Origin of the sequence: Gottfriedia luciferensis, assembly GCF_001712755.1 — a bacterium.
GTDB lineage: Bacteria > Bacillota > Bacilli > Bacillales > Bacillaceae_G > Gottfriedia > Gottfriedia luciferensis_B.
Genome location: NZ_MDKC01000001.1, coordinates 1 through 26,253, shown reverse-complemented (window position 1 = coordinate 26,253; position 26,253 = coordinate 1). Strand labels below are relative to the sequence as shown.

Sequence of the window (26,253 nt, the reverse complement as noted above, 5' to 3'; positions counted from 1 at the left end):
GTATGTACAATTTCATAAGACTTAATTGTCCTATATTTTTCATTACTGAATAAACTAGTAACGCTGATATAATCATACAAAAAACAAAAAGTAATGACAAGTTTTCTAAAAGTACTATAATAGTGTTGTAAGATGTAAAATTTGGATTATTGTAAAGGGAGTGTCTCTTTGTTAAAACGAAAGTTATTAGCGTTCACCATCTCAATGGGATTAATAGCTATGCCTTTATCGGTATTTGCTGATTCTGTTCCTGGTGATACGATTGTTACTCTTGGACAAAATCTGTCTGAAACGCAAAAGAAAGCATTATTAGCTGAAATGGGTGCGCCATCTGATGCTAGAATTGTGACTGTTTCGAATCAAGAGGAACATAAATATTTAGATGGTACTGTACCTAGTGCTCAAATCGGTACTCGAGCTCTTTCATCTGCTATGATTACAATCGGTGAAAAAAATACAGGCATCGTCGTTCAATCAAATAACATTTCATGGGTTACTAACTCAATGTATACAAATGCTTTAATCACGGCTGGATTAAAAGATGCAAATATTGTAATTACTGCTCCATTTGAAGTCTCTGGTACTGCTGCTTTAACTGGGATTATGAAAGCATATGAGCTGAGTTCAGGTAAAGTTATACCTGATGATGTTAAAAAAGTAGCAAATGAAGAAATGGTTAAAACTGCCCAACTTGGTGATTCAGTAGGTAATGAAAAAGCTGTACAACTTGTCACTAAAGTGAAAGAAGAGCTTGCTAAAAATCCAAACATGTCAACCGATGAATTAAAATCATTAATTGATCGATTAGCAAAGGATCTTGGTATTACACTAACTGCAGATCAAAAGGCTAGTTTGATGTCTTTATTTGAAAAAATGAAAGATTTAAATATTAATTGGGATCAAGTAGGAAACCAATTAACAAAAGCTAAAAATAAAATTTCAGATTACCTAAATTCTAAAGAAGGTCAATCTTTTATTCAAAAACTTAAAGATTTCTTCTCTGCATTATTTGATGCGATTCTTTCATTCTTTAAATAATGGAAAAACAAACCCGGTTACTAAAAAAGTAACTGGGTTTGTTTCTTTTATAAAGGGATTTGTCAATTTAGAAAAAGCGAGATGAGCCTCGCATAAGTAACGAGCTGAGTACATGGGTCCGACTGTGCAAATAAACGTTGAATTTTTGCAAATAAATCGTGTGGTGCAATTAAAATCTGAAAAAGCGCAATTAAAATTGGTAAAATTGCAATTAAAATTTGAGAATCGCAATTAATTTAAACAAAACTGCAATTAAATTCCATAGAACCGCAAATAAAAATAAAATTTACCTATACTAGTATAGGTATTACAGTTTCAATATTGTACAATATAAGCAATTGATAGCTCTAATTCTTTTCTTTTTACAATAAAAACTTAATAAATCGGCTAATTTCTATAAATAAGTTCGATTTTATCTACTACAAATGAAAAGTGCTGTTGAGATACCTCCTCACTAGCCCTAGTACATATTTTAAAATTAAAATGAGGGCGTCTATTCGTCAGTTAATCTAACTCCTAAGACATCCCCTCTTTTTATTTCACAATATAAGACTTACCAGATTAAATGGTAGCATCACCAATTGTTTTTCCGCCTTTTTGTTTTTGACTTTCACTAGCTTTTGTACGGATAACTAAATGCCAGAAGGCTCTTCCATCAAATGGGATGAATGGCCAAAAATAAGGTGTATTTAAAGTATTCAAGCTTGCTAAGAAAAGTATAAATAGTGTTGAACCTATCATAAAACCTTTAACACCTAATATTGCAGTTAAAATTAATATAAAAAATTTGGCCAATTTATTTGCAAGTGCTAGCTCATAACTAGGTGTAGCATATGATCCAATCATTGACACAGCCGTATATAGGACTACTTCCGGTTGGAAAAGTCCTACATCAATTGCGACTTGTCCAATCAATACTGCTGCAATAATCCCCATTGAAGTGGAAACTGCATTTGGTGTATGTATACTTGCCATTCTCAGGAATTCAATCCCCATATCAGCAATAATTAATTGTAAATAAATTGGTATATTACTTGTTTCCTTTGGACCAATATAACTTAATGATTTTGGTAATACCTCTGGGTAATTACATAATAGTAACCAAAATGGTAATAAAAAGACTGACATAAAAATTCCTATATAACGACACCATCTTAGGAATGTTCCAACTGAAGGAGTTTGTCTGAATTCTTCTGCATGTTGCATATGGTGGTAATACGTTGCAGGCGTAATGATTACGCTCGGAGATGTATCAACGATAATACATACATGTCCTTCGAGAATGTGGTTTGCAACAACGTCAGGTCTTTCCGAATATCTAACTAAAGGAAATGGATTGTATCCTTGTTTTAAAATAAATTCCTCTAATTTCTTATCTGTCATTGTAAGTCCATCAACGTGGATACCTGTAATTCGATCCCGAACTTCTTTAACAAGTTCCGCGTGCGCTAAACCTTCTATATACGTTAAACAAACATCTGTTTTTGAACTTTCACCTACTTGAAGAATTTCATTTCTTAAATTTTCATCGCGAATTCTTCGTCTAATTAGGCCAGTATTATTTATAATGTTCTCAGTAAAGCCATCTCGTGATCCACGTACTACTCGCTCTGTATCTGGTTCTGTTGGGCCACGCCCAGGATAACTTCTAACATCGACTGCAAGTCCTTTATCTTCTCCATCAACTAATACTACAATTAAACCAGATAGTACTTTCTTAATAACATCTTCAAATGTTAAAACGATCTCTACTGATTGATGGACAATCGTATCCTCAATATTTTTAAACATTGATTTATTTTTCTCGACTTTTTCTAACCCAATTAAGTCATCTAAGAATCTTTGAATAAAGCTTGTATCCGTTAATCCGTTAACATAATATAGATTAACTTCAACTTTATTTACAAATATCACACGTTTTCCGACATCAAAACTTACTCCATAACCTATACGGTCACTTATTGTATGAGCATTTGTAACTAGTTTATTTGTGAGTTTTGTCGGCTCTTTTTTCGTAGTCATTGGAGTTCACTCCTCTCGAGGATATATTCAATTGCTTTTCTTGTAATAGGTGATCCGATTTCAATATCATCTCTTCCACCCATTTTTCCAATATCGCCGATTCCTAAAATGAAAGGAATATTTAGTTGATCTAAATTATAAACGGTGTCTCCATTTATTCTTCCGATTTCAATATCAGGTACTCCATACTTATCGACACCGTATTCAGTTAAATTCCCTTCGTTATCGATACTTACATCCACTTTTGTCCATTCTTGATGATGTGTATTTGATGCTACTGCTAGTGCAGCAATAACTTCAATATGTTTATCACTTGCTACATATTTTAAAGCTTTTTCTCCAGGACCTTCTCCCATAAAGCCACTGTCATCAAACAATACAAATACTGGTTCTTTTTGTGCTTGCATTATGATTTCAACCATTCTCTTTCCAGAGAACTTAGTGGGATTACCTTGCGATTGTGATATTGTGCATCCGCCAAATTGTTTTGCCAAATACTCAATACTCCGATGCGCATAAACATCTCCGTCGGTTACGATAATGATCCTTTTCTTTTTCATAAGTTAACCTTTTGGCTTAAAAATAAGTGCAACTATAAATGAGAATAAAATTGCTGCTGAAATTCCAGATGAAGTTAGGGAAAAGATCCCCATTCCAATACCAATAAATCCGTGATCACTTGCTTCTGCCATCGCTCCATGTAATAAGGAATGGCCAAAACTAGTAATTGGAACTGTTGCACCTGCACCAGCAAATTTTATAAGCTTATCGTAAATCCCAAACCCATCTAAAATTGAGCCAATTACTACAAATATGCACATCACATGCCCTGGTGTTAATTTTGTGAAATCAAAAAATAATTGACCAACTACACAAATTAGACCACCTACTATAAAAGCATTAACAAAATCCATCTGAACACCTCCTAACAGCTTTCGAAAACGACAGCATGTGAAATAGTTGGAATTGATTCTTTTTGTTGAATCATTGTTGGGCTTAAAAGAGCGCCGGTTGCTGCTACTAAAATTCGTTTATAAGTACCTTTATTTAACTCTTGAAATAAATGACCATATGTTACAACTGCTGAACAAGCGCATCCACTTCCTCCAGCAAAAACTTCCTGATTTTCTCGATCGTAGATTAGCAATCCACAATCATTGTATTTTCCTACCATATCATATCCTTCTTCTCTAACCAGTTGTTCGCAAATCGGTGCGCCTACAGCTGAAAGATCTCCAGTTACGATAAAATCATAATCATCAGGTGTCGTATTTGTGTCCTTAAAATGTTGTACAATTGTATAGGCTGCCGCTGGTGCCATCGCAGAACCCATGTCGAATGGATCAGTCAATCCTAAATCCTGAACTGTACCAATTGTGGCGCATTTTACTTTTATTTTGCTTTTTTTATTTGAAAGGAGAACACTTCCTGCTCCAGTTACTGTAAAAGTTGCAGAATCCGGTTTTTGTCCACCGTATTCTGTAGGATATCTATATTGCCTTTCAGCAGTAGCATTATGGCTACTTGTTGCTGCCAATGCCATTTTTGCGTACCCACTATCGATTAACTGTGCACCAAGTGCAGCTGTTTCCATTGAAGTCGAGCATGCACCAAACATACATAAAAAAGGAAGTTGCAATTCCCTTGCCATAAAGTTCGCAGTAACATTTTGATTTAGTAAATCACCTGCTAAAAATACATCGATATCATCTACGGTTTTATTTGCTTTTTTTAGCGCAACGGAAACTGCATTTCTCATTAATGCTCTTTCTGCTAATTCCCAATTATCTTCACCACAATGAAGATCTTCATAAGCATAATCAAATTTGCCACCTAACAGTCCTAAGTTCTCTCTTGGTCCGACAGCAGTTCCAGATGCTTGAACATAAACACCATTTTGAAACTCCCAAGTTTGTTTACCGACTAAAGCCATATGTGCTCACCTCCTATAAGAATACTTTAAATGCGTATCGTATCATTCCAACGACGTATGCCGAAACAACTCCATAAACAATTACACAACCAGCTAGTTTAAACATATTTGTTGCAACCCCTAGAACGAGACCTTCACTTCTATGTTCCATAGCAGCACTTGTCATAGAGTTGGCAAAGCCTGTTACAGGAACTGCAGATCCTGCACCTGCAAATTGTCCAATTTTGTCATATATACCAAACCCTGTAAGTAAGCTAGAAATTAATACAAGTGTAGCTACTGTTGGATCACCCACATTTTTTTCTGTAAAGTTAAAATAGTTAATATAGATTTTCGTAATACACTCACCTAAAAGGCAGATAAATCCTCCAACTAAAAACGCTTTAATACAATTTTTTAATACCGGCTTTTTCGGTTGGTATGGTTTTATATTCTCTTTATAATTAGCTTTTAATTTCCCACTCATTTCATCCATCCTTTACTCTATAAAATAAATCCAATGAAATAACGATCCAAAAACTTTACCTAGTGCAATTGCCATTAATAAGTACACAATTTTCTTTTGAATGCCAATACGTTTCGCTAAGATTGGAAAAACATTTAATACTTCGGTTAACGCTGCAGCTAACATTCCAATAAAAATACCTGCTAACAGCCCAATAAAAACGGAAAAGATATTTGGCAAATTAAAAACGGTATTTCGCAAACTAATCCAGCAACCAAAAATTGCTCCCAAAATAACTGCAAACTCATAAGCTCGAATTTTTTTAATCGTTTTTGTTAACTGTGTTAGTCTCGGAATGATTCCAATAACCGATAAAAATGCTACAAAGCCCGTACCAACAGCAATACCTCCTGAAAAACCTACAAACACTATAAACAATTCTCTAATCATCGGTATTTACACTTTTGTTTGGCTTTTTATTTTCGTTGACTAACACATATTCGTCCATTGACCGTTGATACTGATACATTTCTACTTCAAGAGGACTCGGTTCTTCGTTTAATCTAGTCTTAAACCACTGATTAAAAAATAAAATCATCCCAATTCCTAGACCAAAAGAATAAGGTACTTGAAGTAATAAAGGTTTATGATTATGTTCTCCTGTAATCATGTAGTAAATTCGTTGTTGAACCTGTTGCATGCTAACATCTTCGTGGAAATAAATAATCGCTAATGAAGAACCTGTAAATAGCAAGATCCAAACGAAACAAAACAGAAAAAAACGATCCTTTGAAACTTCATTTTTAAGTTCTATTATGCACATTGTCACTCCAACGAGCTCGAACGAAATATCAGGTTCAATTTCAAGAATTAATGGTAAAAGCTCTAGAATATCAATAACTGTATGTGTACCATCCTCCTTTTTTGATTCATGTACAATGATGTTTTGAATTCGGGTTAAATCAACATTAATCCCTTGTAATCGTGCAATCTCTCCAAGATGTACACGTTTACCTACTTGTACAACGATTCGATTGAGTAATTTAATATATAACACCTTATTCATACTTTCCCCTCAGTTTCAAAGCTTTATGAATTCAATTACAACTAGTATGTGAAAACTTCCCAAAAATATAAGTACAGTAAGATTGATCTAAGTAGTTCAGTTAGTAAAAATAGGAAAATGTAGTCTTTAGCACTATCGAAAAAAAGCATCTGATAGTGTAACTTGAAGATATTGATCTTTATTTGAAACCGGAGTTACAGTATAAAAACAATATAAAGAAAAAATAAAAAAGCTGAAAAATCGTATAGTATTCCCTACGATTCTTCAGCTTTTTTAGCTCAAGATTTTATTTAATTTTGTCTTTCATTTGTTGGAGAATCTTTTTCTCAAGTCTTGAAACTTGCACTTGAGAAATTCCTAATCGTTCAGCAACTTCTGATTGAGTTTGATCTTTATAATATCTTAAATAGACAATTAATCGCTCTCGATCATCTAGTTGTTTTATCGCTTCTTTTAATGCAAATTTTTCAAACCAATTAGTTTCATGGTTATCAGCAATTTGGTCTAACAATGTAATAGGATCACCATCATTTTCATACACCGTTTCATGTATTGATGAAGGAGCTCTACTAGCCTCTTGTGCAAGTACAACATCCTCTGGCGTAATTTCCATATGAGTAGCAATCTCGTTAATTGTAGGCATTCTTCCAAGCGTTTTACTTAATTCTTCTTTTGCTTTTCGAATCTTATTATTCGTTTCCTTTAATGAACGACTCACCTTAACCGTTCCGTCGTCTCGAATAAATCGTTGGATTTCTCCGATAATCATCGGAACAGCATATGTAGAAAATCGTACATCATAAGATAGATCAAATTTATCTACCGATTTCAATAATCCGATACAACCAATTTGAAATAAATCATCTGGTTCATATCCACGGTTAATAAAGCGCTGAACAACTGACCATACAAGTCTCATGTTGTGCCCGACGATGCTGTCTCTAGCCAATTGATCTCCAGCCTGACTACGCTTAATTAACTCTTTTAATTCATGATCCTTTAACTGCGTACGGGGTTGATCTTGCTTGACTTCTACGTCCATAGGCGATTCTCCTTAATTACTTAAAACATTGCTATTTGATAAGTACTTTTTAACCGTAATCGTTGTACCAACATTAATAGTGGATACAACTTCACATTGATCCATGAAATTCTCCATAATCGTAAATCCCATGCCGGATCTTTCTAAATCTGGTTTAGAAGTGTATAAAGGTTGCATTGCTTCATCTAAATCAGCAATACCAATACCTTCATCTCGAATTGTTAAAGTTACTGTTTGATCTTCAAGTAGAACTGAAATGAATACGATACCTTCAGGATTATTTTCATAACCATGAATAATCGCATTTGTAACAGCCTCAGATACTACCGTTTTAATTTCAGTTAATTCATCTAATGTAGGATCTAGCTGTGTAATAAATGCAGCTACAGTTACACGAGCAAATGATTCATTTTGACTTAATGCGGAAAATTGAAGGTTCATTTCATTTCGCATTATGCCACCCCCAATACATTAAGTCCATTTGACTCATCATCAGCTAAATGAACAATCTTAAATAAACCAGACATGTCGAACAACCGTTTAATTGATGGAGAAATTGAACAGACAACCATTTCTCCACCTTTATTTCGAATAACTTTATATCTACCTAAAATGACACCTAAACCAGAACTATCCATAAATGTTAAATGCTCAAGATTTAATAAAATATGTTTGATAGTCTGTGACTCTAATACCTCGTTTACTTGTAAACGTAGATCCTCAGCAGTGTGATGATCTAGTTCCCCTGCAAGTCTTACACAAAGGATTGCATTTTTCACTTCAAGTTCAATATTAAGACTCACTACAATAACCTCCTTATTTGACGGTTATTGAAAGTTTCGTTAAAACTAAACCGAATTCCTTCATGCATGACAAAACTAGTGGTAAAACGCCAAATCTTTTAGTAATACTCGAAATTAGTCGGAAAAAATCAGTTGAATCCCCCAACAGAACGTTTAAATAAATCGTACCAATTAGCTTTACTTACCGATTTATTAGCAACTAAGTCTGTTTTAGATAAAACTTTAGTACCTTGTTTTAATATTAAAACTCCGACAACTTGCCCTTTTTTAATTGGGGCTTGAATATTTTTGTTCAGCTGAATATCTTTCGTAATTTTATTCAACTCTTGACCTTTCTTTAATACAACTGAAACTGGGCTTTTAGTTATAACATTTACACCTTTAGACTTACCTTTACTAATACTAAGCCTTTCGATATTCTCACCTTGTTTAATTAATTGCTTTACTTGATATTGATTAAATGCATAATCAAGTAAATTTGTCATTTGTGCATTTCTTTCTTTAGAAGTTGGTGCACCCATAATCACACTAACTACTCGCATGTTGTTCTTCTTAGCAGTTGCTGTTAAACAATATTTTGCTTCTGCAGTAAATCCAGTTTTCAATCCATCCGCTCCTGGATAAAAACGAACTAGTTTGTTCGTATTAACTAGCCAAAATTGTTTTTCAGTATCTTTTCTCAAATAATCTTCATAAGTACCAGTAAACTTCGTGATTAATGGATATTTCAAAAGCTCTCTTCCCATGATTGCCATATCATACGCAGATGAATAATGACCAGGTGCAGGAAGCCCAGTTGGATTTTCAAAATGTGTATTTTTTAATCCTAACTGTTTTGCTTTTTTATTCATTAAAGCGACAAACGCCTCTTCTGTACCTGCAATTTTCTCTGCCATTGCGACCGATGCATCGTTTCCTGATGCGATTGCAATTCCTTTTAGCATTTCTTTTACTGTCATTTCTTCACCAGGTTCTAAGAAAATTTGTGATCCACCCATTGACGCAGCATGTTCACTTGTCATTACTTTATCATCTAACCTGAGTTTTCCTTTATTGATTTCTTCCATAATAATAAGCATTGTCATAATCTTAGTCATACTTGCTGGTGGAAGCTCTTTTCTAGCGTCTTTTTCATATAAGATTTTTCCAGTATCTTGTTCAATAATTACGGAAGATAATGCACTTTTTGCCAAACTTACATCATTATTTTGTGTCTCTCTTGCATTTACTTTAGGTAGTGATAAAGAAAAGATCATAACACTACTTAAAAGAGTTAGTAATACCCTTTTCATCTATAACCCTCCATTCTTTTCATACATATTTTTTCCAAATATAAGTAGTTTAATCAACCTCAGAAGAAAATATTAGAAAGAATGGAACTATTTACATACATGAAAACATATGATATAAGTAAAGTGTATTAATCACATCCATACACTTAATACACTCCATACACTTAAGAAAACATTTGAGGTGGTGATCTCTTGATAATTATTTTAGACCCAAGAAGCCATTTACCCCTTTGGGAGCAAATTGTTCTACAAACAAAAGAACAAATGCTAAGAAAGATTTTGGTAAATGGAGATAAACTTCCTTCCGTACGTGAATTAGCAACTACATTAGTGATCAATCCAAATACTGTTAGTAGAGCCTATCAAGAACTAGAGCGCACTGGAGTCATCGAAACGATTAGGGGTAAAGGAACATTTGTAATTGGTTTAACAAAAGAGACTGTTACAACAGATACCCTTTTAAAATATAAAAATAAACTTTCAAATTTATTAATTGATTGTTTAACAGATGGAGTAAAAGAGGAAGAAATAATGAATTGGGTAAAAGAGTTCTATTCTAATAAAGGAGCTGAGTAGTTTGTTGAAAATCCATCATTTAAGTAAAAAACTCGATGAACATGAAGTGTTAAAAAATCTAAACTTTCAAATAGAAAAAGGTAAAATTACAGGCTTAATCGGTAGAAATGGGGCTGGTAAAACGACACTTTTAAGGACAATCGTTGGCATTCTATCTCCAGACGAAGGCTCAATCAGTATTGATGATGAAGAGATTAACTCATCACCTAATACTAGAAGACAAATTGCATATATGAGTGATTCTACAAATTTCATTAATCAATATAGTGTGAAAGAGCTTATTACAATCTATGAAAATTCATATCCAAACTTCAATAAACACAAATTTCTAGAAGCATTAAATAAATATAAATTACCTAATACTTCTTTACGTAAATACTCAAAAGGGATGAAAACACTTATCTATTTACTATTAACCTTTTCAACAGATGCAAAATATGTCATTTTAGACGAACCAACTAACGGTTTAGATCCAGTCGTTAAACGGACAGTTTTGCAACTAATCATTGAATATGCAAGCACAAATTCAGTCGGTGTGATTATTTCATCACATCATCTCGCTGAGCTAGAAAAAATAATTGATCAATATTTATTTATTAAGGATGGACGAATTAATTCAATCTCTACAATGGAAGAAAGTACGAGTCAATTTTATAAATTACAAGTAGCATTTGAAGACGGCTTACCTAAAATATTTGAAGATGACCCGTCTATATCTGTATTCTCAAAAACTGGCAAAGTAGCAATTATCATTATTAATGGAAATAAGAACGAATATATAAAACGAATGGAAAAAGAAAATCCGCTCCTTTTAGAAGAACTTCCATTGACATTAGAGGATTTATTTTTCATAAATGATGGAGGCGACTTATATGTTTAGTAAAGCATTGTGGCTAATTAATTCCAAGCAATCTAGACTTGCACTTATTTTATTATATCTTGTCTATCTGATCATTCTTCCATTTAGCTATTACAATAACACTGACGAATTAAATCGAGCATTACTAACTAATCCTAGTAATCCGTACCTTTATATATCAGACTTTAGTATGCTAGCATTTATTTCACCGATCATTGTATTAATATTAAGTATTTTATTAATAGGGATTGGACGAAATACAGGAGGAATTGATTTCCAATTTTCGCTTCCGTACTCACCTAGAAAACTTTATTTATCAAAATGGGTATTTGGAATTGCTCATATTTTTATGGCGACTGTTGGATTAATTATTTTAACTCTATTAATCCATTACAATACGAATCTACACAAATATATTGATGCTTCATCATTTGTTACCATTTTTTCTGTCATATTCCTATTTACGATTGCTTTTTTTACAATTGGTCTATCGATTGGAACAATTACAGGTCATTATTTTTCTCAAACACTTTTCACTATTTTTACGATTTTCTCACCTAGTATTATCTATTTTAGTCTTTATTCAAACTTAAATGGTATCTTTAACTATCAATTACCTGACAAAAGCTTTGAAAAAACGATCACTAGTTGGTCTATTCCATATCAAGCAGGCCAACTATCAATTTCAAAGGATTTTAATGAAAAAATCGTTCATTATCCAACTATAGACTACGGAAATTTAACGATCATTATCCTTTATATCGTTGCATTTCTACTAATTGGTTTATTATGTTATAACAGATCTGCGAATGTCAATAACGGCAAATTATTCGTTTATAAAAAATTCGGTTTATTCGTAAACGTCTTATTTGTCTATCTTTCAGCGACATTAATCGCTTTATTAACATCTACCATTGCAAATGGAAATAACACGATTATTTACGTGATTGGATTAATAATTGGTACTGTTGTTGGCTATTTCTTCTATAAACGATTAAATAAATTTTTTGATTAATGTTTTGCAAAATCTAAATTTCTAAAAACAACAAATTAAAAAGCGCTGGTTCTAGTAAAAGAATCAGCGCTTTTTTTTATGCAATAAAGTTTAATGCAAAACGTACAAAGAATAATGCTGAAATTGCCACCATATATGGTGTGATTTCAGTTTTCTTACCTGCTGCCATTTTTACTAATGGATAAGCAATAAAACCGAATGCAATTCCGTCAATAATACTATATGTTAAAGGGATGAATGCTAAAATTAAGAAGGCTGGTATTGCCTCAGTAGGATCATCCAATTGAATATCTGTAATATGTTTAACCATTAATGAACCGATAATAATTAAAATTGGTGCAATCGCAGATGTTGGTATATATGCGATTAATGGCATAAAAAGTAAACATCCTAAAAATAAAAATCCAGTTACAACAGAAGTAAGACCTGTTCGACCACCAGAACTGATCCCTGCACTACCTTCAACAGCAATAACTGTTGGACTAGTTCCAAGTAAACCGGATAAAATAATACCAAACGCAGTTCCTTGAACAACCTTTTGTTGCTTATGCTCTTGGTTCATCATGCTTAATTGACCATGAATAATACCGATTGATTCGAATAATACAACCATCGTTAACGAAAATACTGCAATCCAAAATGGAAAACTCAACACATGAGTAAAGGTCAGTTGTCCGACAACCTCACTAGCAGATTTCATTGTAATTTTTGTTGTATCATGTGCTTTTTCAATTCCACCATGTAAAATGAATGAAATGATTGTACCTAAAATAACCGTAATTAAAAAGTTTGCAGGTACATTTTTAATAAAAAGATAAATTGCAATACCTAGCGTAATAACTGTTGCTAAAACATCCACATTTGTAAAATTTGCAATCGATACAAACGTACTTTCATTTTTTACAACAATCCCACCAGCTTGAAGTCCGATAAACGTTAAGAAAAATCCAATTCCAACTGTAATTGCACTTTTTAGAGATAATGGAATCGCAGTTGTTAATTTCTTAATTAATTTTGTGAATGATAAAATTGATAATAAGATTCCACTTACAAATACAACAGCAAGTGCTTCTTTCCAATTCATTCCCATTTCTCCAACCATTGTATAAGTAAACAATGCGTTGATGCCCATTCCTGGTACTAATACTAAAGGTGAATTACTCCATAATCCCATCATAACGCTTCCAAAGAAAGCTGACAGAATTGTGGCAATCATTGCACCTTGGAACGGTATACCTGCATCATGCAAAATTGTACTATTAACGGACAAAATATAGACAAGTGTTAGAAATGAAACTGCACCTGCAATCAACTCCGTTTTAATGGTCGTACCGCTACCTTCAAGATTAAACTGTTTGTTCAATAAATTTTTCAAAGAAATTCCTCTCTTTTAGTGTCTCCCTCTCCCACCCATGCAACAAGGCACGATTACAATTATACTAAATTTAATCAAATAATTAAACAAGAAAATAATTTTCTTTAGTGTTTTAATGACAAGTGCTTCACGATCACAACAATACTAACAGTTTCTCAACTTGTTATAACTTATAGTTATTTAGTGTTTCGTTTAGAAAAATATTTTTTATGATTAAGTTGATTGGAAATAAAAAAGTACTTGATTTATATAAGAAATACATGGGCAAAAGACCTCAAGTTGTTAGGCAACACCTTAGGCCCCTGCTGCTTAGAGGAACGTGAGCATCACTAATCCCCGTAATTGAAACAATTAATATTAGGCATTTCCATAATAATCAGCCATATAGATAAAACCTTTTTTTCGAAGGATATAATTTTCTTCATTTAAAGAATAACATTTTGCGTGTTCATTTTTTAGGAATTCTTTATCACCCTGATTATGTTCTTGGTCATCTGCAATTTCAGACTTTACGGCTAAAATAGGATGGCCATTAAAAAATACATGAGTCCTCAATGCAATAGATGGTGAAGAATGTAATACAAAAAATAAAATGATCGGTATTAATATTACCGGACTAAACATCAGAATGATTTCTTTCCACGTCGTTTGTCTCAATTTACACCTCTTATTTCATAATAACTTTTTATCATTCTTTTTGTTAATTAAATAAAGGAACTGATTTAAGCTCAGGTAGTCTTGCTTTTGAAGAACTTCAATTAATTTGTCTAATTTATTTTTCTTGATTATGTGTTAATTCGCTAAAAACTTTTTAACTCCTTTGTTCTGTAATCATCCTCTATTTGAACTGGAAGTTCGATCATATATTAGACTTAAATATATATTAGTTGTATACCGATTATATTAAAACAATATAAGGATTCACTAATTTCTCCTATATTTTTTTAATTTCATCTCGTAAGATGAAACTAGAGAATTAAATTAGGAGTGTGTATTTTGAAGGAATTATTAAAGAAAGTGTCAGCAACAATTGGTTTTACATTGCTAGTTACAAGTCCCATTATCTTCCCAATGTTGTTTTTTATATTTGGGATGTCCACTGACGCCGATGGTACTGGGGCAGGTGGGGAATTATCAGGATCGTTTTACTTTACGATGTACTTGTTAGTCTATTTTATTGCCATCATACTGATAACTTCTATTATTACTAAATTGATAATCAATAAAAGTATTGGATTTAAGCTTATTAGCTGTACTGTTTTGTTGTTTTTACCCTTTATTTTACAGAAATTTTCATTCACTGAAATGTATGGCTTCCTATTCATTCCAATAGGGGTTATTTTATTAATCACTTTTGCAGTCTATAATAAACTTGATACGTGGAAAAAGCCTTTTATTTGGTTTTTAATCATCTTTCCATATATCATTTTTGCACTTATGTTATTGGGTAGCTTAAGCTTAAGTATTTAAAAAAAATAATAATGTAACAATAAGCAAAAACAAACCCTTGCTTAATATGGCAAGGGTTTGACAAAAGTAGCAATAAAGCTAAAGTTCGATTCAATTAATTTGATAATTTCTCTATTAATTTTTAATCTAGAATTTCTCCCCGGTCATAACAGACATAAAATCCTTATAAAACCCTTCATAATCTAATCCTACTGCGATATGTTGTTGAGGTCTCCCCTCAAATTTCTCTGGGGTATCGGTTACACGAAAATCTGCAATACTTTGACCTCTAGCCACATCGGTTGAATCAATTACAACAGCGGATTGATAAAATTTAAAAAGATCGCTACGAATGACTGCCATGAGAGTTACCGCATCATGAACTGGACTCCCTTTTATGCCGGGTACCTTCTTTTGATAGAAGTTGTAATAATAGAAATCTAATAATGGTTTTACAAGATCTGTTTTCCCTTTAGAATGAATATAATTGGCCATTGAAGGAGTAACGATGGCATTTTGTGTTACATTTAATGGGAAAATATAAGCACCTTCTACATACTTCATTACGATATTTGCTGCGATCGGATCTCCATGAATATTCGCTTCTGCAATTGGTGTAACATTTCCCGGATATAGAAAGGCCCCACCCATGATATAGTAAGAATTAACACTTTTCATCAGATCTTCGTATAAGATAAACAGGGTGGCTAGCGAGGTTAACCTCCCAGTATTTACAATAATTAGTTCATGCTTATACTGCTCAATCAAATCGATAACTTCACAAAAATTTTCTAAGTTCTCCAACTTTAAACCCGGATCGATTGGACCTAAACCGAATGGACCATGTATATCAAGGTAATAGGTTGGGACCTCCCCCGTCATTGGTTTCTCAGCACCTCCATAGACTTTAATATATTCTTTTCCTGACCTTTTAAGTAAAAACCGAACATTCCTGGTCGTTTCTAATTTAGATACATTCCCATAATCCGCCACAATCCCAATAATATCAATATCTTCTGTTAATCGTGCATAAACCAAAGCGATCGCATCATCAATACCAACATCACCGAAGAATAACACTTTCTTTCCCATTAGATTAGCTCCCTTTATATCAAAACTTTAGAACATTTCTTTTATTATTTATTCCTTTGATATAAAGGTATGTTGTTATCTTTTTGAAAAGTATAAAAAAAAGATCGTATATTATTAACTTAAAAAGTAACATGACATTTTGTTTAATAATTAGAACAAAAAAAGCTATTCTCATCTTTAGAGAATAGCTTTTTCATGTTGTTGAAAAACAACCTTGTCAATTTAATTACCAAATTTTCGAAAAAGGGGTAGAGTGATGTTGATTTCCACTACAGGATGCTCGCACTTTCCATGGGGCGAGACCTGAGCCTCCTCGGCAAGCCTGCGGGGTCTCAGCCTTCCCGCTAATCCCATAGGAGTCGAGCACCCTTTCGTTCCAATCAACTTATTCATCGAAAAAAGTCTGCAATAAATCCTAATCAGATTGCCTTTACTAGAGTAACCCAACTATTTTATATTAATCAGCTTGTAGTTCAATAAATATCGAACATTAATTAAACTAATCAACTGAATTTGTTTTATAAAAATTAGTCCATAGTATTTTAATCTTCTGAAAAAATCATTACTAGTGATTATTGGAATCATGAAATTACTCAACCATATTAACATTTAAAACCTTAATAGATCATCCCAGAAATGATAATTTCATCATTAAATAAATCTTCATTTAATGTCCGTTTTCCTATTGACCATTTTATATTTCAACACTTTGAAAAAGTTTTAAGCTTCCATAATTAAATCGTAAACTAATGTAGGTTCTTCTACTTTTTCTGTAGAAATTTTAATGTTTTCTAGTAAGTCTTTTTCAACTTCACTAATATCTTCTGTGCTTGAATATACAGTAACTAAAGATTCACCTTTTTTAACTGCTTCGCCTACTTTTTTGTTCAGCATTAATCCAACAGCTAAGTCAATAACTGATTCTTTTGTTGCACGTCCTGCACCTAATTTCATAGCCGCTGTTCCAACTGCATCAGCGACGATTTGTGAAACATAACCGTCTTGCTGCGCTACTACTTCTTGTACAAATTTAGCTTGAGGTAGTTTTGATGGATCATCTACTACTGAACCGTCTCCACCTTGAGCTACTAAAAATGCTTTAAATACTTCTAAAGCTTTTCCGTTTTTCATATTTTCTAGAAGTTTAGCTCTTGCTTCTTCTAATGTTTCAGCTTTTTTAGCTAATACAACCATTTGGCTTCCTAATACTAAGCATAATTCTTCTAAATCTTTTGGACCTTCACCTTTAAGCGTGTCAATTGCTTCTTTCACTTCTAATGCATTACCAATCGCAAAACCTAATGGTTGGCTCATGTCAGAAATAACTGCAACTGTTTGTCTTCCGACGTTGTTACCAATCTTAACCATCGCTTTAGCTAAATCACGTGCATCATCAATATCTTTCATAAATGCACCTGCACCAGTTTTAACATCTAAAACAATCGCGTCAGCACCAGCAGCGATTTTTTTACTCATAATTGAACTTGAAATTAATGGGATTGAATTAACAGTTGCTGTTACATCACGTAGTGCATATAACTTTTTGTCAGCAGGTGTTAAATCTCCTGTTTGTCCGATAACGGCTAATTTAATATCATTTACTTGTTTAGTAAATTCTTCTTCTGTTAATTCAACATGGAAGCCTTCTACAGCTTCTAATTTATCGATTGTACCACCAGTGTGACCTAAACCACGTCCGCTCATTTTGGCAACAGGTATATCTAAAGAAGCTACTAATGGACCTAATACAAGTGTAGTTGTATCACCTACTCCACCAGTTGAATGCTTATCAACTTTGATTCCCTCAATGTTAGAAAGGTCAATTGTATCACCAGAATGTACCATAGCCATTGTTAAATCACTATATTCTTTTTCAGTCATACCTTTTAAGAAAACTGCCATTGCAAAAGCACTCATTTGGTAATCAGGTACACTACCATCTGTGAAACCTTTGATTACAAAATTAACTTCTTCCGTTGTTAATGTTTTTCCGTCACGTTTTTTTTCGATTAAATCTACCATTCTCATTTTTGAAACGCCTCTTTCTAATTTGTATAGATTACTTCTAATGAAAAGTGACTTCCACATAATGTAGAAGTCCTTTTATATTTGTTAACTTTTGAATTAACCAATTTTACGAATAATCTCTTTTACTAATGATAAAAATGATTCTCTTACTCTTTGTGTTGTTTCTATAACTTCTTCATGGTTTAGTGGTTGGTCTAAAATGCCCGCTGCCATGTTTGAAATACATGAAATACCAAGTACTCTTAATTCAGCATGACGTGCCACAATTACTTCAGATACTGTTGACATCCCAACAGCATCAGCACCTAATGTTCTAAACATGCGAATTTCAGCTGGAGTTTCATAAGATGGTCCTGTCAGTGCAGCGTAAACTCCTTCTTGAAGTTTTACATCTACTTCACTAGCAGCACTTTTTGCAATTTCTCTTAATTCACGGTCATATGGATAAGACATATCTACAAAACGAACGCCTAGCTCTGGGTTATTTGGTCCAATTAGTGGACTAGTACCAGTAAAATTAATATGGTCTGTAATTAACATTAAATCACCAGGTTCGTATGAAGTATTAACTCCACCTGCAGCATTCGTTACGATTAATTTTTCTACACCTAATTCTTTCATGATACGTACAGGGAATGTTACTTTTTCCATGCTATATCCTTCGTAGTAGTGAACTCTTCCTTGCATTGCTACTACTTCAATACCGTGTATCGTTCCAAAAACTAGTTGTCCTTCATGCCCTTCTACTGTTGATGTTGGGTATTCAGGAATCGTATGATACGGAATTTTTTCTTGGTTTTCTATTTCATCAACCAGTACTCCTAAACCTGATCCTAAAATCAATCCAATTTTAGGCTGTCTGTCAACTTTACTTTTAATAAAATCAGCGGCTTTATCGATATTTTCTTTATTCATATGTAACTCCACCTTATCTCAATTTTTCAAAAAAACTTGATCCATGTGATGGCATTGCAACTTTAAAGTTTTCTGCAATGGTTGCTCCAATATCAGCAAAAGTTTTTGGTATTTCTAATTCTTTACCTTCTGAAAACTGTTTACTATAAACTAGTAATGGAACATATTCTCTTGTATGGTCTGTACCAGTATATGTCGGATCATTTCCATGATCGGCAGTAATCATTAATAAATCATCTTCTTTTAATAAATCAAATACTTCAGGCAATCTTGCATCGTATTCTTCTAAAGCTTTACCGTAACCTAGTGGATCTCTTCTATGACCGTATACTGCATCAAAATCAACTAAATTTAGGAAGCTTAAACCAGTGAAGTCCATTTTTAATGTTTCAACTAATTTATCCATACCGTCCATATTTGAAACTGTACGTAATGCTTTCGTAATTCCTTCACCATCGAAGATATCAGCAATTTTACCGATTGAAATTACATCAAAGTTTGCATCTTTTAATTCATTCATAACAGTACGTCCAAATGGTTTTAATGCATAGTCATGACGATTTGGTGTACGTTTGAAGTTCCCAGGCTCACCTACAAATGGTCTGGCGATTACACGACCAATCATGTACGGATCATCTAATGTTAATTTACGTGCAATTTCACAATAACGATATAAATCTTCTAAAGGAACAACTTCTTCATGAGCTGCAATTTGTAAAACAGAATCAGCAGACGTATAAACGATTAAATCGCCTGTTTTCATATGCTGTTCACCAAGTTCAACTAATATCTCGGTTCCAGAAGCAGGTTTATTTCCAATTATTTTACGATCAAAATGGGTTTCCAATTCACTTATTAATTCTTTAGGGAATCCATCAGCAAAAACTTTAAATGGTTTATCAATGTGAAGACCCATGATTTCCCAATGTCCAGTCATTGTATCTTTACCAACTGATGATTCTTCCATTTTTGTGTAATAAGCAAGTGGCTTTTCGGCCTTTGGAACCCCTTTCAATTCTCTAATATTACTTAGTCCTAGTTTTGCCATGTTCGGCATATGTAAACCATTCATTTCTTCAGCAATATGGCCTAGTGTATCTGAACCAACATCATTAAATTTTTCTGCATCAGGAGCTTCTCCGATCCCTACAGAATCCATAACAACGAGGAACACTCTATTAAATTTTCTATTCATTTGTTTTCCTCCTAACTCATCGAAACAAACTGAAACTTAAATGATAGCGTCAGATGTCTGACAACTAAAGTATACTTATTGTCCTAATTCTTTTCAAGAATTATATTTTCCAATTTGTGTCTATTGATACTATAATTCCCCAGAATCCTGTTAATTTGACATAAATATTTCATAATTATTTTCTTTTTTTTTAGTCGCTAATAAAAATGATATGCGAAAATTTCTGCTTACATACTGTATTGCAAAATAAAAAGCCCAAGCTTTATAAGCTGGGCCTTTTATCGTATTATGCTGTTTGATTTTCTGAACTTGTAACTTGATGTTTTTGTGCTTTTCTTTTAGCAACTATTGTACCAGCTGCAATTACGATTGCTGTCATGACAATTTTAAACGCTAAAGCAATTGTATTATTTTCAAAAGCATCGTTAATCATTTTTTCATGAGTAATCATACCAGCAGCAGTCCAAGCTAAGATACCTGAACCAATTGTTGTTATAATTGGGTATTTGTTCATAATTTTCATTAATAATGAGCTTCCACCAACAATAATTGGAATTGAAATTAAAATACCAATTACGATTGCAACTAAGCTACCATGTGATACACCAGCTAAAGCTAAAACATTATCAAGACTCATTAACGCATCAGCAATGATAATTGTTCGAACTGCTCCCCATAATGTTGCACCACTTTTAACTTCACCATGTCCTGAATCATCGACTAATAATTTAAATGCAATCCATAATAACATTAAACCACCGATTGCATAGATAAACGGAATTTTTAATAAATACACGATTACTGCTGCAAATACTATACGTAGTCCAATTGCACCTAAAGTACCAAATAATACTGCTTTTTTCTTTTGGTCTGCTGGTAAGTTTTTCGCTGCTAATGCGATTAGAATAGCATTGTCACCACTTAATAACAGGTCGATAAAAATTACATTCAATAGTACGCCAATACTTAATCCACCTAATAAATCCATGACTCTTCCCCCTTATGAAACTACTATTTTTAATTAAACAACCTGTACTGTGACTACAAAATAAAAAGACCTTTGCCAATAGTTGTAATTCTACGGCAAAGGTCTTGCTGAGCACACATATGTATGCCAACAAAGCCGATGAGAATTTCTTCTCATGTAATGACGACTTTGTTTCAGGATCTCTCCTGACGCTACTCCCCTTTGGAGTATTCGATTGTTTATTAATAATATAATAGTATTCTAGCTAGTCCATTATGTCAATAGATTTTTAATTGGTTTTTAATTATAGTTTTTATGCTTTCATTATCAATGCAAATAATAATTAACTTATTGCATTGTTAATATTTTTGGTCCATTACTTGTAATTGCTAAAGTATGTTCATATTGGGCTGAATTTTTTCCATCTCTTGTTCTTGCAGTCCAGCCATTTGAATCCATTGTTGATTGCCATGATCCTAAATTAATCATTGGTTCAATCGTAATGACCATCCCTTCACGCAGTCTTAAACCTTTACCTGCCATACCGAAATGAGGAACATATGGCTCTTCATGAAGAGTTGGTCCTATGCCATGTCCGGTAAAATCACGCACAACAGAATAACCTAATGACTCAGCATAAGATTGAATCGCAAAACCAATATCACCAATACGGTTTCCTACTACAGCTTGCTCTATCCCTTTATATAGGCATTCTTGCGTAACTTTTAATAAATCTTTGTTTTCTTTAGCTATATTTCCTACACCGTATGTCCAAGCCGAATCAGCAAGCGCACCATTTAAATTTACAACCATATCAATCGTTACAATATCTCCATCTTTTAATGGTTTTTTACGAGGAAATCCGTGGCAAATCTCATCATTAATTGATGCACAAGTTGCATATTTATATCCTCGGTAACCTTTTTGCTCCGGTTTTGCACCATTTTCTGCTAAAAACTTTTCAACAAATTGATCGATTTCCCATGTAGTAATCCCCGGTTTAATCATTTTGGCAATTTCCTTATGCGTAGCAGCCAATAAAGTACCTGCTTCATTCATTAAGTTAATTTCACGTTCAGTCTTAATCGTAATCATTTATTTCATCCTTTCAAGTCACCTAGTTTCAGTTCATCTATGATTAATTTAATATATTATGCTATTCACATTATAACAATCATTATCCAAGAAAAAAGAGCTTAATTTAAGCTCTTAATGTGTAAATAAAATTTTAATAATCTGAGTTTCAGGCTGATTCAAGCGTTTGGCGGACAGTCTGAAATTAAGCTCTTGGATGAAACTCTTTATAAACATCCTTAAGTCTATTTTTCGTTACATGTGTATAAATTTGAGTTGTAGATATATCTGCATGTCCTAGCATTTCTTGAACTGATCTTAAATCAGCGCCATTTTCTAATAAATGTGTTGCAAATGAATGACGTAAAGTATGCGGTGTTAGTTCATGTTGAATATTTGCTTTTTCGGCTTGTTTTTTTAAGTTTTTCCAAAATCCTTGTCTAGACATTCTATTTCCATGATGATTTAAGAAAAATGCATCATTATTTTTTTTACCCTTTAATTCATTTCTCGACAATTTTAAATAATTTTCAATTGATTCAATCGCAAGTTTACCTAAAGGAATAATTCGTTCTTTACTTCCTTTACCAAAACATCGCACAAATCCCATTGTTAAATTAATGTCAGATAGATTTAATGATAATAACTCTGACACACGCATGCCAGTAGCATATAACAATTCTAACATTGCCTTATCTCTAATACCAAACGTAGAGTGATCAGGTACTTCTAATAAAGCCTCTACTTCCTGTAGTGATAAAACCTTTGGAAGTACTTTTGGCGCTTTTGGAATTTCTATTAAGAGTGAAGGATCGTCTTTCATACCATCAACCTCACGAATTAAAAATTGATGAAATGAGCGAATTGTTGCTAATTGACGAGCCATTGTTCGAGCTGTTAAATCTCTTTCTTTTAAATATTTTAAATAACTAATAATATGTAACCTAGTTATATTTGAGAGACCATTTATATTTTCAACAACGTCCAAATATTTTCCGTAGCTTTCTAAATCCTTACCATATGATAGAATTGTATTTTTAGATAAACCTTTTTCAACTTGGATAAAATGGATAAAATCCTCCGTAGCAAAATCAAATTCTTTTTTAAAAGGTGTTTTATCAGTCGTTGTCACATTTCATTACTCCCCGTTTTGATAAAACCGTACCAATTGGTTAAAAGCACCATCCTTTTTATGAATGTCCACCTTTAACATTGAGCCTTCTGGTCGGTCATATCGATGCATATTTTCATATTCAGAATGAATCCATTGAATAGCAAAATAAAATAAAATTGTACATGTAATGAATAAAATTGTAACTTTTATTACATTAAAAACAATACTTGCTCTTTTTTTCATATGACCACCACCTTTTGCTAGAAGTAAAGACATCATTACTACATACTATGCAAAAATAGGACAAATCATACTTCAAAAAATCAACATTAATCATTCAGTGTCATTTTTAGAACATGAAAAAGAGCAGACTCTTTTTATTGAACTGCTCCGTCTTTTAAGAATCAAAAATAAAATGATTTTAATTAAATTAAAATCATTTTACTACTCTTCGTTTTGATCATGGCAACGATGACATACACCATGAAATGATAATCGATGATCTTTAATTTTAAAATTCCAACGTTCTTCAATTGTCTTTTCAACTTCACTTAATAGATTTTCATGAATTTCATCTACTGCTCCGCAAACCGTGCAAATTAAATGATGGTGAAAATGTTGCGCACCTTCATGTCTTAAGTCGTATCTTGAAACGCCATCACCAAAATTTATTTTATCAACAATTGTTAACTCAGTTAGTAATTCTAACGTACGATAAACAGTAGCAAGTCCAATTTCTGGCGATTTTTCTTTCACTAGGAGGTAAACATCTTCTGCACTTAGGTGATCTTCTTCGTTTTCTAATAAAACACGAACAGTGGATTCCCGTTGTGGTGTTAATTTGTATCCTGCTAAATGTAGTTGTTTCTTTATTCGTTCAACTCGTTCTTCCATTCTTTTCACTCCCTCGCCACTTGATAATAATTATAACAAAGAAAGAGAAAGTGTCAAAAATTATTTGTTAATTTTTTGAAACAATTATTTCAGAGATGGCTTTTAAAAAATAAGTTGAACCATATGCCTCAATAATACTTGCAATACTTAGGCAAACCGCAACAACTCCAAAGACAATAGAATACGAGACTAACTGTTTCATAATTGGTTCATTATCATTTTTAATAAATTGTTTTCGAATCATTCGAATGGATAGCTGAACTGCTAAAACTGTTAATAGTATATATAATGGTAAAACGATAACATTTTGTGGGAAAACTGAAGAAAATGCTAATAAAATACCGTGCCAACCTAATTGATTGACTAAAAATCCAACTGTAAATCCAACTACCAATCCTTTCATAAATAATAAAATAAGAATGATTGGTAATCCGATAATTGAGATCCCTAAAACCCAAATCAATGCTAAAAACTTCAAATGAGAAGAATAGCTAGAAAGGAATACTTCATTTCCGCTAATATAATCACCATTATTAACTTGTCCAAAAAAATGTGTAATAAAGGATAGAATATCCTGCTTTTGACTCACATTCATACTATTTACGATGACTGCTCCAAATACTACACCAAAAAGTAAGATCACACTAACAAAAATATAGAGTGACAAATAATCTTTAACATGTTTTTTCATCGTTGATTTGACTGAGCTTCTTGTCATGATATCATCTCCTGGACTATATTCTCTCTTCATTTTATGAATGGACAAGTAATTTATTCTATTAATTTATTAAAGTTGGAAAATTAATAATAAAGAAAAAGTGGCTTTTGTTCTTATTTTATAGAGAGGAGTAATAAGTTTTGTTCCAGGATACTCGCTGTTCGTGGGGCGAAATTGAATTATTTCAACAAAATTATTAAAAAAAATATAAAAAGCTGTTTAAGTCAGGCAACGATTAAAACAGCTTTGTTTTAATTTAATAATTCAATTTGTTTTTTTATGATCTGACCAATCGATTTTGCATTTTCTTCATTATTTCCATAAATAGTTGAATGTGTGTGACCTTCTAATGTTTGACGGTTCCCTTGATTCGTTGTTTCACAATATTCAATATGATATTTTTCGACTTTATGTAGTAATTCCTTTTTTTTCTTCAGATTAAGCTGTAAACCACTTTGATTTGAAGCTGTTAATACTAGTAAAGGAATATTCATATTAATTTTTAATGCGTCCTTTATTCGTAAGTTACTATAATTTAGATTTTTCCACTCACTGACAACAGTCTTCCAATGTTTATAGCTTTTAACTGCGCTAATCATTTCCAACTGATTATCTGGGGCCGTTTTCAATATTTTATTAATTAGCTTATTTGGAATTACCTTAGTAAGATTAAATTGGTTCGCGTTCTTCATCATTATCGCAAATTGATAAAGTAACTTATCATAAAATTTCTGCTCATGCTCCTCTAGAGTCGGATGTGTTGGATCGAGTAAAATCATAGATTGGATAGCATTTGGAAAAAGACGAGACAATTGGAATACAATATATGCTCCCAGAGAATGCCCTACAGCAATTAATGGACTTTTAATATTTAATGCTAATAACATATCATAGCATTCAAAAGCTTGTTGCTCTGTTGATCGTTCTGTTGTCCATATTCCACTTTTTCCATAACCTAAGCGATCGTATGTAATAACTTTGGCATATTTACTCAACTCTTCTTGTAAATACTTCCATTGATGAAGAGTATGCATCATTCCACATTCTAAAAGAACTGTGACTTTGCCATCCCCTTTTACTCGAACGTGATATGTGCCAAGTTCACCATTAACAAACAATATTCTCACCTTCATCGTATTTGATTAGTTGTCTTATTGTATTCATTTTTCCTGTTTTCTATTTTATCTACCTTCTCAATTAAATTACCAAATTTTCGTAAAAGGAGTAGAGTGATGTTGATTTCCACTACAGGATGCTCGCTTTCCATGGGGCGAGACCTGAGCCTCCTCGGCAAGCCTGCGGGGTCTCAGCCTTCCCGCTTATCCCATAGGAGTCGAGCAC

The 26,253-nt window shown here is 32.9% G+C and carries 29 protein-coding genes; 5 read left to right on the top strand and 24 right to left on the bottom strand.

Annotated elements, in window-relative coordinates; translation table 11 throughout:
• The first annotated feature begins 204 nt into the window (after positions 1–204).
• Positions 205–1,038: a DUF1002 domain-containing protein gene (locus BED47_RS00145; RefSeq protein ID WP_069032241.1), complete on the top strand. Its 834-nt coding sequence runs from the start codon at positions 205–207 to the stop codon at positions 1,036–1,038.
• Between the two features lie 561 nt (positions 1,039–1,599).
• Here BED47_RS00145 and BED47_RS00140 read toward each other — a convergent pair.
• The 11 genes from BED47_RS00140 to BED47_RS00090 form a co-directional block, all read right to left on the bottom strand.
• The gene (locus BED47_RS00140) at positions 1,600–3,060 is read right to left on the bottom strand and encodes a spore germination protein (protein WP_069031814.1); all 1,461 of its coding nucleotides are present in this window, start codon (positions 3,058–3,060) and stop codon (positions 1,600–1,602) included.
• Positions 3,057–3,620, bottom strand: a complete 564-nt coding sequence (locus tag BED47_RS00135) for a stage V sporulation protein AE (RefSeq protein WP_069031813.1) — start codon at positions 3,618–3,620, stop codon at positions 3,057–3,059. The genes BED47_RS00140 and BED47_RS00135 overlap by 4 nt, the downstream gene beginning before the upstream one ends.
• A gap of 3 nt (positions 3,621–3,623) precedes the next feature.
• Entirely contained in the window at positions 3,624–3,974 is a 351-nt protein-coding gene (gene spoVAE / locus BED47_RS00130) for a stage V sporulation protein AE (protein ID WP_069031812.1), read from the bottom strand.
• An 11-nt stretch (positions 3,975–3,985) separates the two neighbouring features.
• A complete protein-coding gene (gene spoVAD / locus BED47_RS00125; protein WP_069031811.1) occupies positions 3,986–4,993 on the bottom strand; it encodes a stage V sporulation protein AD in 1,008 nt (335 codons plus the stop codon).
• 13 nt (positions 4,994–5,006) lie between these two features.
• On the bottom strand, positions 5,007–5,459 hold the full coding sequence (spoVAC, locus tag BED47_RS00120; protein WP_069031810.1) for a stage V sporulation protein AC: 453 nt from the start codon (positions 5,457–5,459) through the stop codon (positions 5,007–5,009).
• A 12-nt stretch (positions 5,460–5,471) separates the two neighbouring features.
• A complete protein-coding gene (locus BED47_RS00115) occupies positions 5,472–5,888 on the bottom strand; it encodes a stage V sporulation protein AB (protein ID WP_069031809.1) in 417 nt (138 codons plus the stop codon).
• Positions 5,881–6,504, bottom strand: a complete 624-nt coding sequence (locus BED47_RS00110) for a stage V sporulation protein AA (protein WP_069031808.1) — start codon at positions 6,502–6,504, stop codon at positions 5,881–5,883. The genes BED47_RS00115 and BED47_RS00110 overlap by 8 nt, the downstream gene beginning before the upstream one ends.
• Before the next feature lie 286 nt (positions 6,505–6,790).
• Positions 6,791–7,546, bottom strand: coding sequence for an RNA polymerase sporulation sigma factor SigF (gene sigF, locus BED47_RS00105; RefSeq protein WP_069031807.1), 756 nt, complete (start codon positions 7,544–7,546; stop codon positions 6,791–6,793).
• 12 nt (positions 7,547–7,558) lie between these two features.
• A complete protein-coding gene (spoIIAB, locus tag BED47_RS00100; RefSeq protein WP_025672021.1) occupies positions 7,559–7,999 on the bottom strand; it encodes an anti-sigma F factor in 441 nt (146 codons plus the stop codon).
• Positions 7,999–8,349, bottom strand: a complete 351-nt coding sequence (gene spoIIAA / locus BED47_RS00095) for an anti-sigma F factor antagonist (protein WP_069031806.1) — start codon at positions 8,347–8,349, stop codon at positions 7,999–8,001. The genes spoIIAB and spoIIAA overlap by 1 nt, the downstream gene beginning before the upstream one ends.
• Before the next feature lie 128 nt (positions 8,350–8,477).
• A complete protein-coding gene (locus BED47_RS00090) occupies positions 8,478–9,641 on the bottom strand; it encodes a D-alanyl-D-alanine carboxypeptidase family protein (RefSeq protein WP_069031805.1) in 1,164 nt (387 codons plus the stop codon).
• A 192-nt stretch (positions 9,642–9,833) separates the two neighbouring features.
• Between BED47_RS00090 and BED47_RS00085 the strand changes: the two genes are divergently transcribed.
• From BED47_RS00085 to BED47_RS00075, 3 genes are read left to right on the top strand one after another with little or no spacing between them, the layout of a single operon-like run.
• The gene (locus BED47_RS00085; RefSeq protein WP_069031804.1) at positions 9,834–10,217 is read left to right on the top strand and encodes a GntR family transcriptional regulator; all 384 of its coding nucleotides are present in this window, start codon (positions 9,834–9,836) and stop codon (positions 10,215–10,217) included.
• A 1-nt stretch (position 10,218) separates the two neighbouring features.
• Positions 10,219–11,097 carry an ABC transporter ATP-binding protein gene (locus BED47_RS00080; RefSeq protein WP_069031803.1) on the top strand — a complete coding sequence of 293 codons (879 nt, stop codon included), beginning with the start codon at positions 10,219–10,221 and terminating at the stop codon, positions 11,095–11,097.
• On the top strand, positions 11,090–12,091 hold the full coding sequence (locus tag BED47_RS00075; protein WP_069031802.1) for an ABC transporter permease subunit: 1,002 nt from the start codon (positions 11,090–11,092) through the stop codon (positions 12,089–12,091). The genes BED47_RS00080 and BED47_RS00075 overlap by 8 nt, the downstream gene beginning before the upstream one ends.
• A 76-nt stretch (positions 12,092–12,167) precedes the next feature.
• Here the strand turns inward: BED47_RS00075 and BED47_RS00070 are convergent, their stop codons facing one another.
• Together BED47_RS00070 and BED47_RS00065 are read right to left on the bottom strand one after the other, a co-directional pair.
• On the bottom strand, positions 12,168–13,466 hold the full coding sequence (locus tag BED47_RS00070; protein WP_069031801.1) for an NCS2 family permease: 1,299 nt from the start codon (positions 13,464–13,466) through the stop codon (positions 12,168–12,170).
• Positions 13,467–13,823: 357 nt separating this feature from the next.
• Positions 13,824–14,123 carry a hypothetical protein gene (locus BED47_RS00065; protein ID WP_069031800.1) on the bottom strand — a complete coding sequence of 100 codons (300 nt, stop codon included), beginning with the start codon at positions 14,121–14,123 and terminating at the stop codon, positions 13,824–13,826.
• Positions 14,124–14,462: 339 nt separating this feature from the next.
• On the opposite strand from BED47_RS00065, the gene BED47_RS00060 reads away from it, so the two are divergent.
• A complete protein-coding gene (locus tag BED47_RS00060) occupies positions 14,463–14,936 on the top strand; it encodes a hypothetical protein (RefSeq protein WP_069031799.1) in 474 nt (157 codons plus the stop codon).
• 126 nt (positions 14,937–15,062) lie between these two features.
• Here the strand turns inward: BED47_RS00060 and BED47_RS00055 are convergent, their stop codons facing one another.
• From BED47_RS00055 to BED47_RS00005, 11 genes are all read right to left on the bottom strand, one after another.
• Entirely contained in the window at positions 15,063–16,007 is a 945-nt protein-coding gene (locus BED47_RS00055; RefSeq protein WP_069031798.1) for a nucleoside hydrolase, read from the bottom strand.
• 720 nt (positions 16,008–16,727) lie between these two features.
• Complete coding sequence (locus BED47_RS00050) at positions 16,728–18,035, bottom strand: pyrimidine-nucleoside phosphorylase (protein WP_069031797.1); 1,308 nt, start codon at positions 18,033–18,035, stop codon at positions 16,728–16,730.
• A gap of 96 nt (positions 18,036–18,131) precedes the next feature.
• Positions 18,132–18,950, bottom strand: coding sequence for a purine-nucleoside phosphorylase (locus BED47_RS00045; RefSeq protein WP_069031796.1), 819 nt, complete (start codon positions 18,948–18,950; stop codon positions 18,132–18,134).
• Between the two features lie 13 nt (positions 18,951–18,963).
• A complete protein-coding gene (gene deoB / locus BED47_RS00040) occupies positions 18,964–20,145 on the bottom strand; it encodes a phosphopentomutase (RefSeq protein WP_069031795.1) in 1,182 nt (393 codons plus the stop codon).
• A 286-nt stretch (positions 20,146–20,431) separates the two neighbouring features.
• The gene (locus BED47_RS00035; RefSeq protein WP_069031794.1) at positions 20,432–21,133 is read right to left on the bottom strand and encodes a TerC family protein; all 702 of its coding nucleotides are present in this window, start codon (positions 21,131–21,133) and stop codon (positions 20,432–20,434) included.
• Between the two features lie 327 nt (positions 21,134–21,460).
• Positions 21,461–22,207, bottom strand: coding sequence for a type I methionyl aminopeptidase (gene map / locus BED47_RS00030; RefSeq protein ID WP_069031793.1), 747 nt, complete (start codon positions 22,205–22,207; stop codon positions 21,461–21,463).
• 184 nt (positions 22,208–22,391) lie between these two features.
• Positions 22,392–23,318, bottom strand: a complete 927-nt coding sequence (xerD, locus tag BED47_RS00025) for a site-specific tyrosine recombinase XerD (protein WP_069031792.1) — start codon at positions 23,316–23,318, stop codon at positions 22,392–22,394.
• Positions 23,319–23,324: 6 nt separating this feature from the next.
• Complete coding sequence (locus BED47_RS00020; RefSeq protein ID WP_056466929.1) at positions 23,325–23,543, bottom strand: YqzK family protein; 219 nt, start codon at positions 23,541–23,543, stop codon at positions 23,325–23,327.
• A gap of 201 nt (positions 23,544–23,744) precedes the next feature.
• Entirely contained in the window at positions 23,745–24,194 is a 450-nt protein-coding gene (gene fur, locus BED47_RS00015) for a ferric iron uptake transcriptional regulator (protein WP_069031791.1), read from the bottom strand.
• Between the two features lie 67 nt (positions 24,195–24,261).
• Positions 24,262–24,912, bottom strand: coding sequence for a stage II sporulation protein M (gene spoIIM / locus BED47_RS00010; RefSeq protein ID WP_069031790.1), 651 nt, complete (start codon positions 24,910–24,912; stop codon positions 24,262–24,264).
• Positions 24,913–25,163: 251 nt separating this feature from the next.
• A complete protein-coding gene (locus BED47_RS00005; protein WP_069031789.1) occupies positions 25,164–26,030 on the bottom strand; it encodes an alpha/beta fold hydrolase in 867 nt (288 codons plus the stop codon).
• Between the last annotated feature and the right edge of the window lie 223 nt (positions 26,031–26,253).

Excerpts from the sequence above, each read along its gene's own strand:
- sigF (WP_069031807.1), bottom strand. The coding sequence starts at position 7,546 with ATGGACGTAGAAGTCAAGCAAGATCAACCCCGTACGCAGTTAAAGGAT.
- spoIIM (WP_069031790.1), bottom strand. The coding sequence starts at position 24,912 with ATGACAAGAAGCTCAGTCAAATCAACGATGAAAAAACATGTTAAAGAT.
- BED47_RS00145 (WP_069032241.1), top strand. The coding sequence starts at position 205 with ATGGGATTAATAGCTATGCCTTTATCGGTATTTGCTGATTCTGTTCCT.
- spoVAC (WP_069031810.1), bottom strand. The coding sequence starts at position 5,459 with ATGAGTGGGAAATTAAAAGCTAATTATAAAGAGAATATAAAACCATAC.
- map (WP_069031793.1), bottom strand. The coding sequence starts at position 22,207 with ATGATTACGATTAAGACTGAACGTGAAATTAACTTAATGAATGAAGCA.
- BED47_RS00090 (WP_069031805.1), bottom strand. The coding sequence starts at position 9,641 with ATGAAAAGGGTATTACTAACTCTTTTAAGTAGTGTTATGATCTTTTCT.
- BED47_RS00050 (WP_069031797.1), bottom strand. The coding sequence starts at position 18,035 with ATGAGAATGGTAGATTTAATCGAAAAAAAACGTGACGGAAAAACATTA.
- spoVAE (WP_069031812.1), bottom strand. The coding sequence starts at position 3,974 with ATGGATTTTGTTAATGCTTTTATAGTAGGTGGTCTAATTTGTGTAGTT.
- BED47_RS00045 (WP_069031796.1), bottom strand. The coding sequence starts at position 18,950 with ATGAATAAAGAAAATATCGATAAAGCCGCTGATTTTATTAAAAGTAAA.
- BED47_RS00135 (WP_069031813.1), bottom strand. The coding sequence starts at position 3,620 with ATGAAAAAGAAAAGGATCATTATCGTAACCGACGGAGATGTTTATGCG.
- BED47_RS00075 (WP_069031802.1), top strand. The coding sequence starts at position 11,090 with ATGTTTAGTAAAGCATTGTGGCTAATTAATTCCAAGCAATCTAGACTT.
- BED47_RS00035 (WP_069031794.1), bottom strand. The coding sequence starts at position 21,133 with ATGGATTTATTAGGTGGATTAAGTATTGGCGTACTATTGAATGTAATT.
- BED47_RS00110 (WP_069031808.1), bottom strand. The coding sequence starts at position 6,504 with ATGAATAAGGTGTTATATATTAAATTACTCAATCGAATCGTTGTACAA.
- fur (WP_069031791.1), bottom strand. The coding sequence starts at position 24,194 with ATGGAAGAACGAGTTGAACGAATAAAGAAACAACTACATTTAGCAGGA.
- spoVAD (WP_069031811.1), bottom strand. The coding sequence starts at position 4,993 with ATGGCTTTAGTCGGTAAACAAACTTGGGAGTTTCAAAATGGTGTTTAT.
- spoIIAB (WP_025672021.1), bottom strand. The coding sequence starts at position 7,999 with ATGCGAAATGAAATGAACCTTCAATTTTCCGCATTAAGTCAAAATGAA.
- BED47_RS00055 (WP_069031798.1), bottom strand. The coding sequence starts at position 16,007 with ATGGGAAAGAAAGTGTTATTCTTCGGTGATGTTGGTATTGATGATGCG.
- BED47_RS00115 (WP_069031809.1), bottom strand. The coding sequence starts at position 5,888 with ATGATTAGAGAATTGTTTATAGTGTTTGTAGGTTTTTCAGGAGGTATT.
- deoB (WP_069031795.1), bottom strand. The coding sequence starts at position 20,145 with ATGAATAGAAAATTTAATAGAGTGTTCCTCGTTGTTATGGATTCTGTA.
- BED47_RS00140 (WP_069031814.1), bottom strand. The coding sequence starts at position 3,060 with ATGACTACGAAAAAAGAGCCGACAAAACTCACAAATAAACTAGTTACA.
- BED47_RS00020 (WP_056466929.1), bottom strand. The coding sequence starts at position 23,543 with ATGAAAAAAAGAGCAAGTATTGTTTTTAATGTAATAAAAGTTACAATT.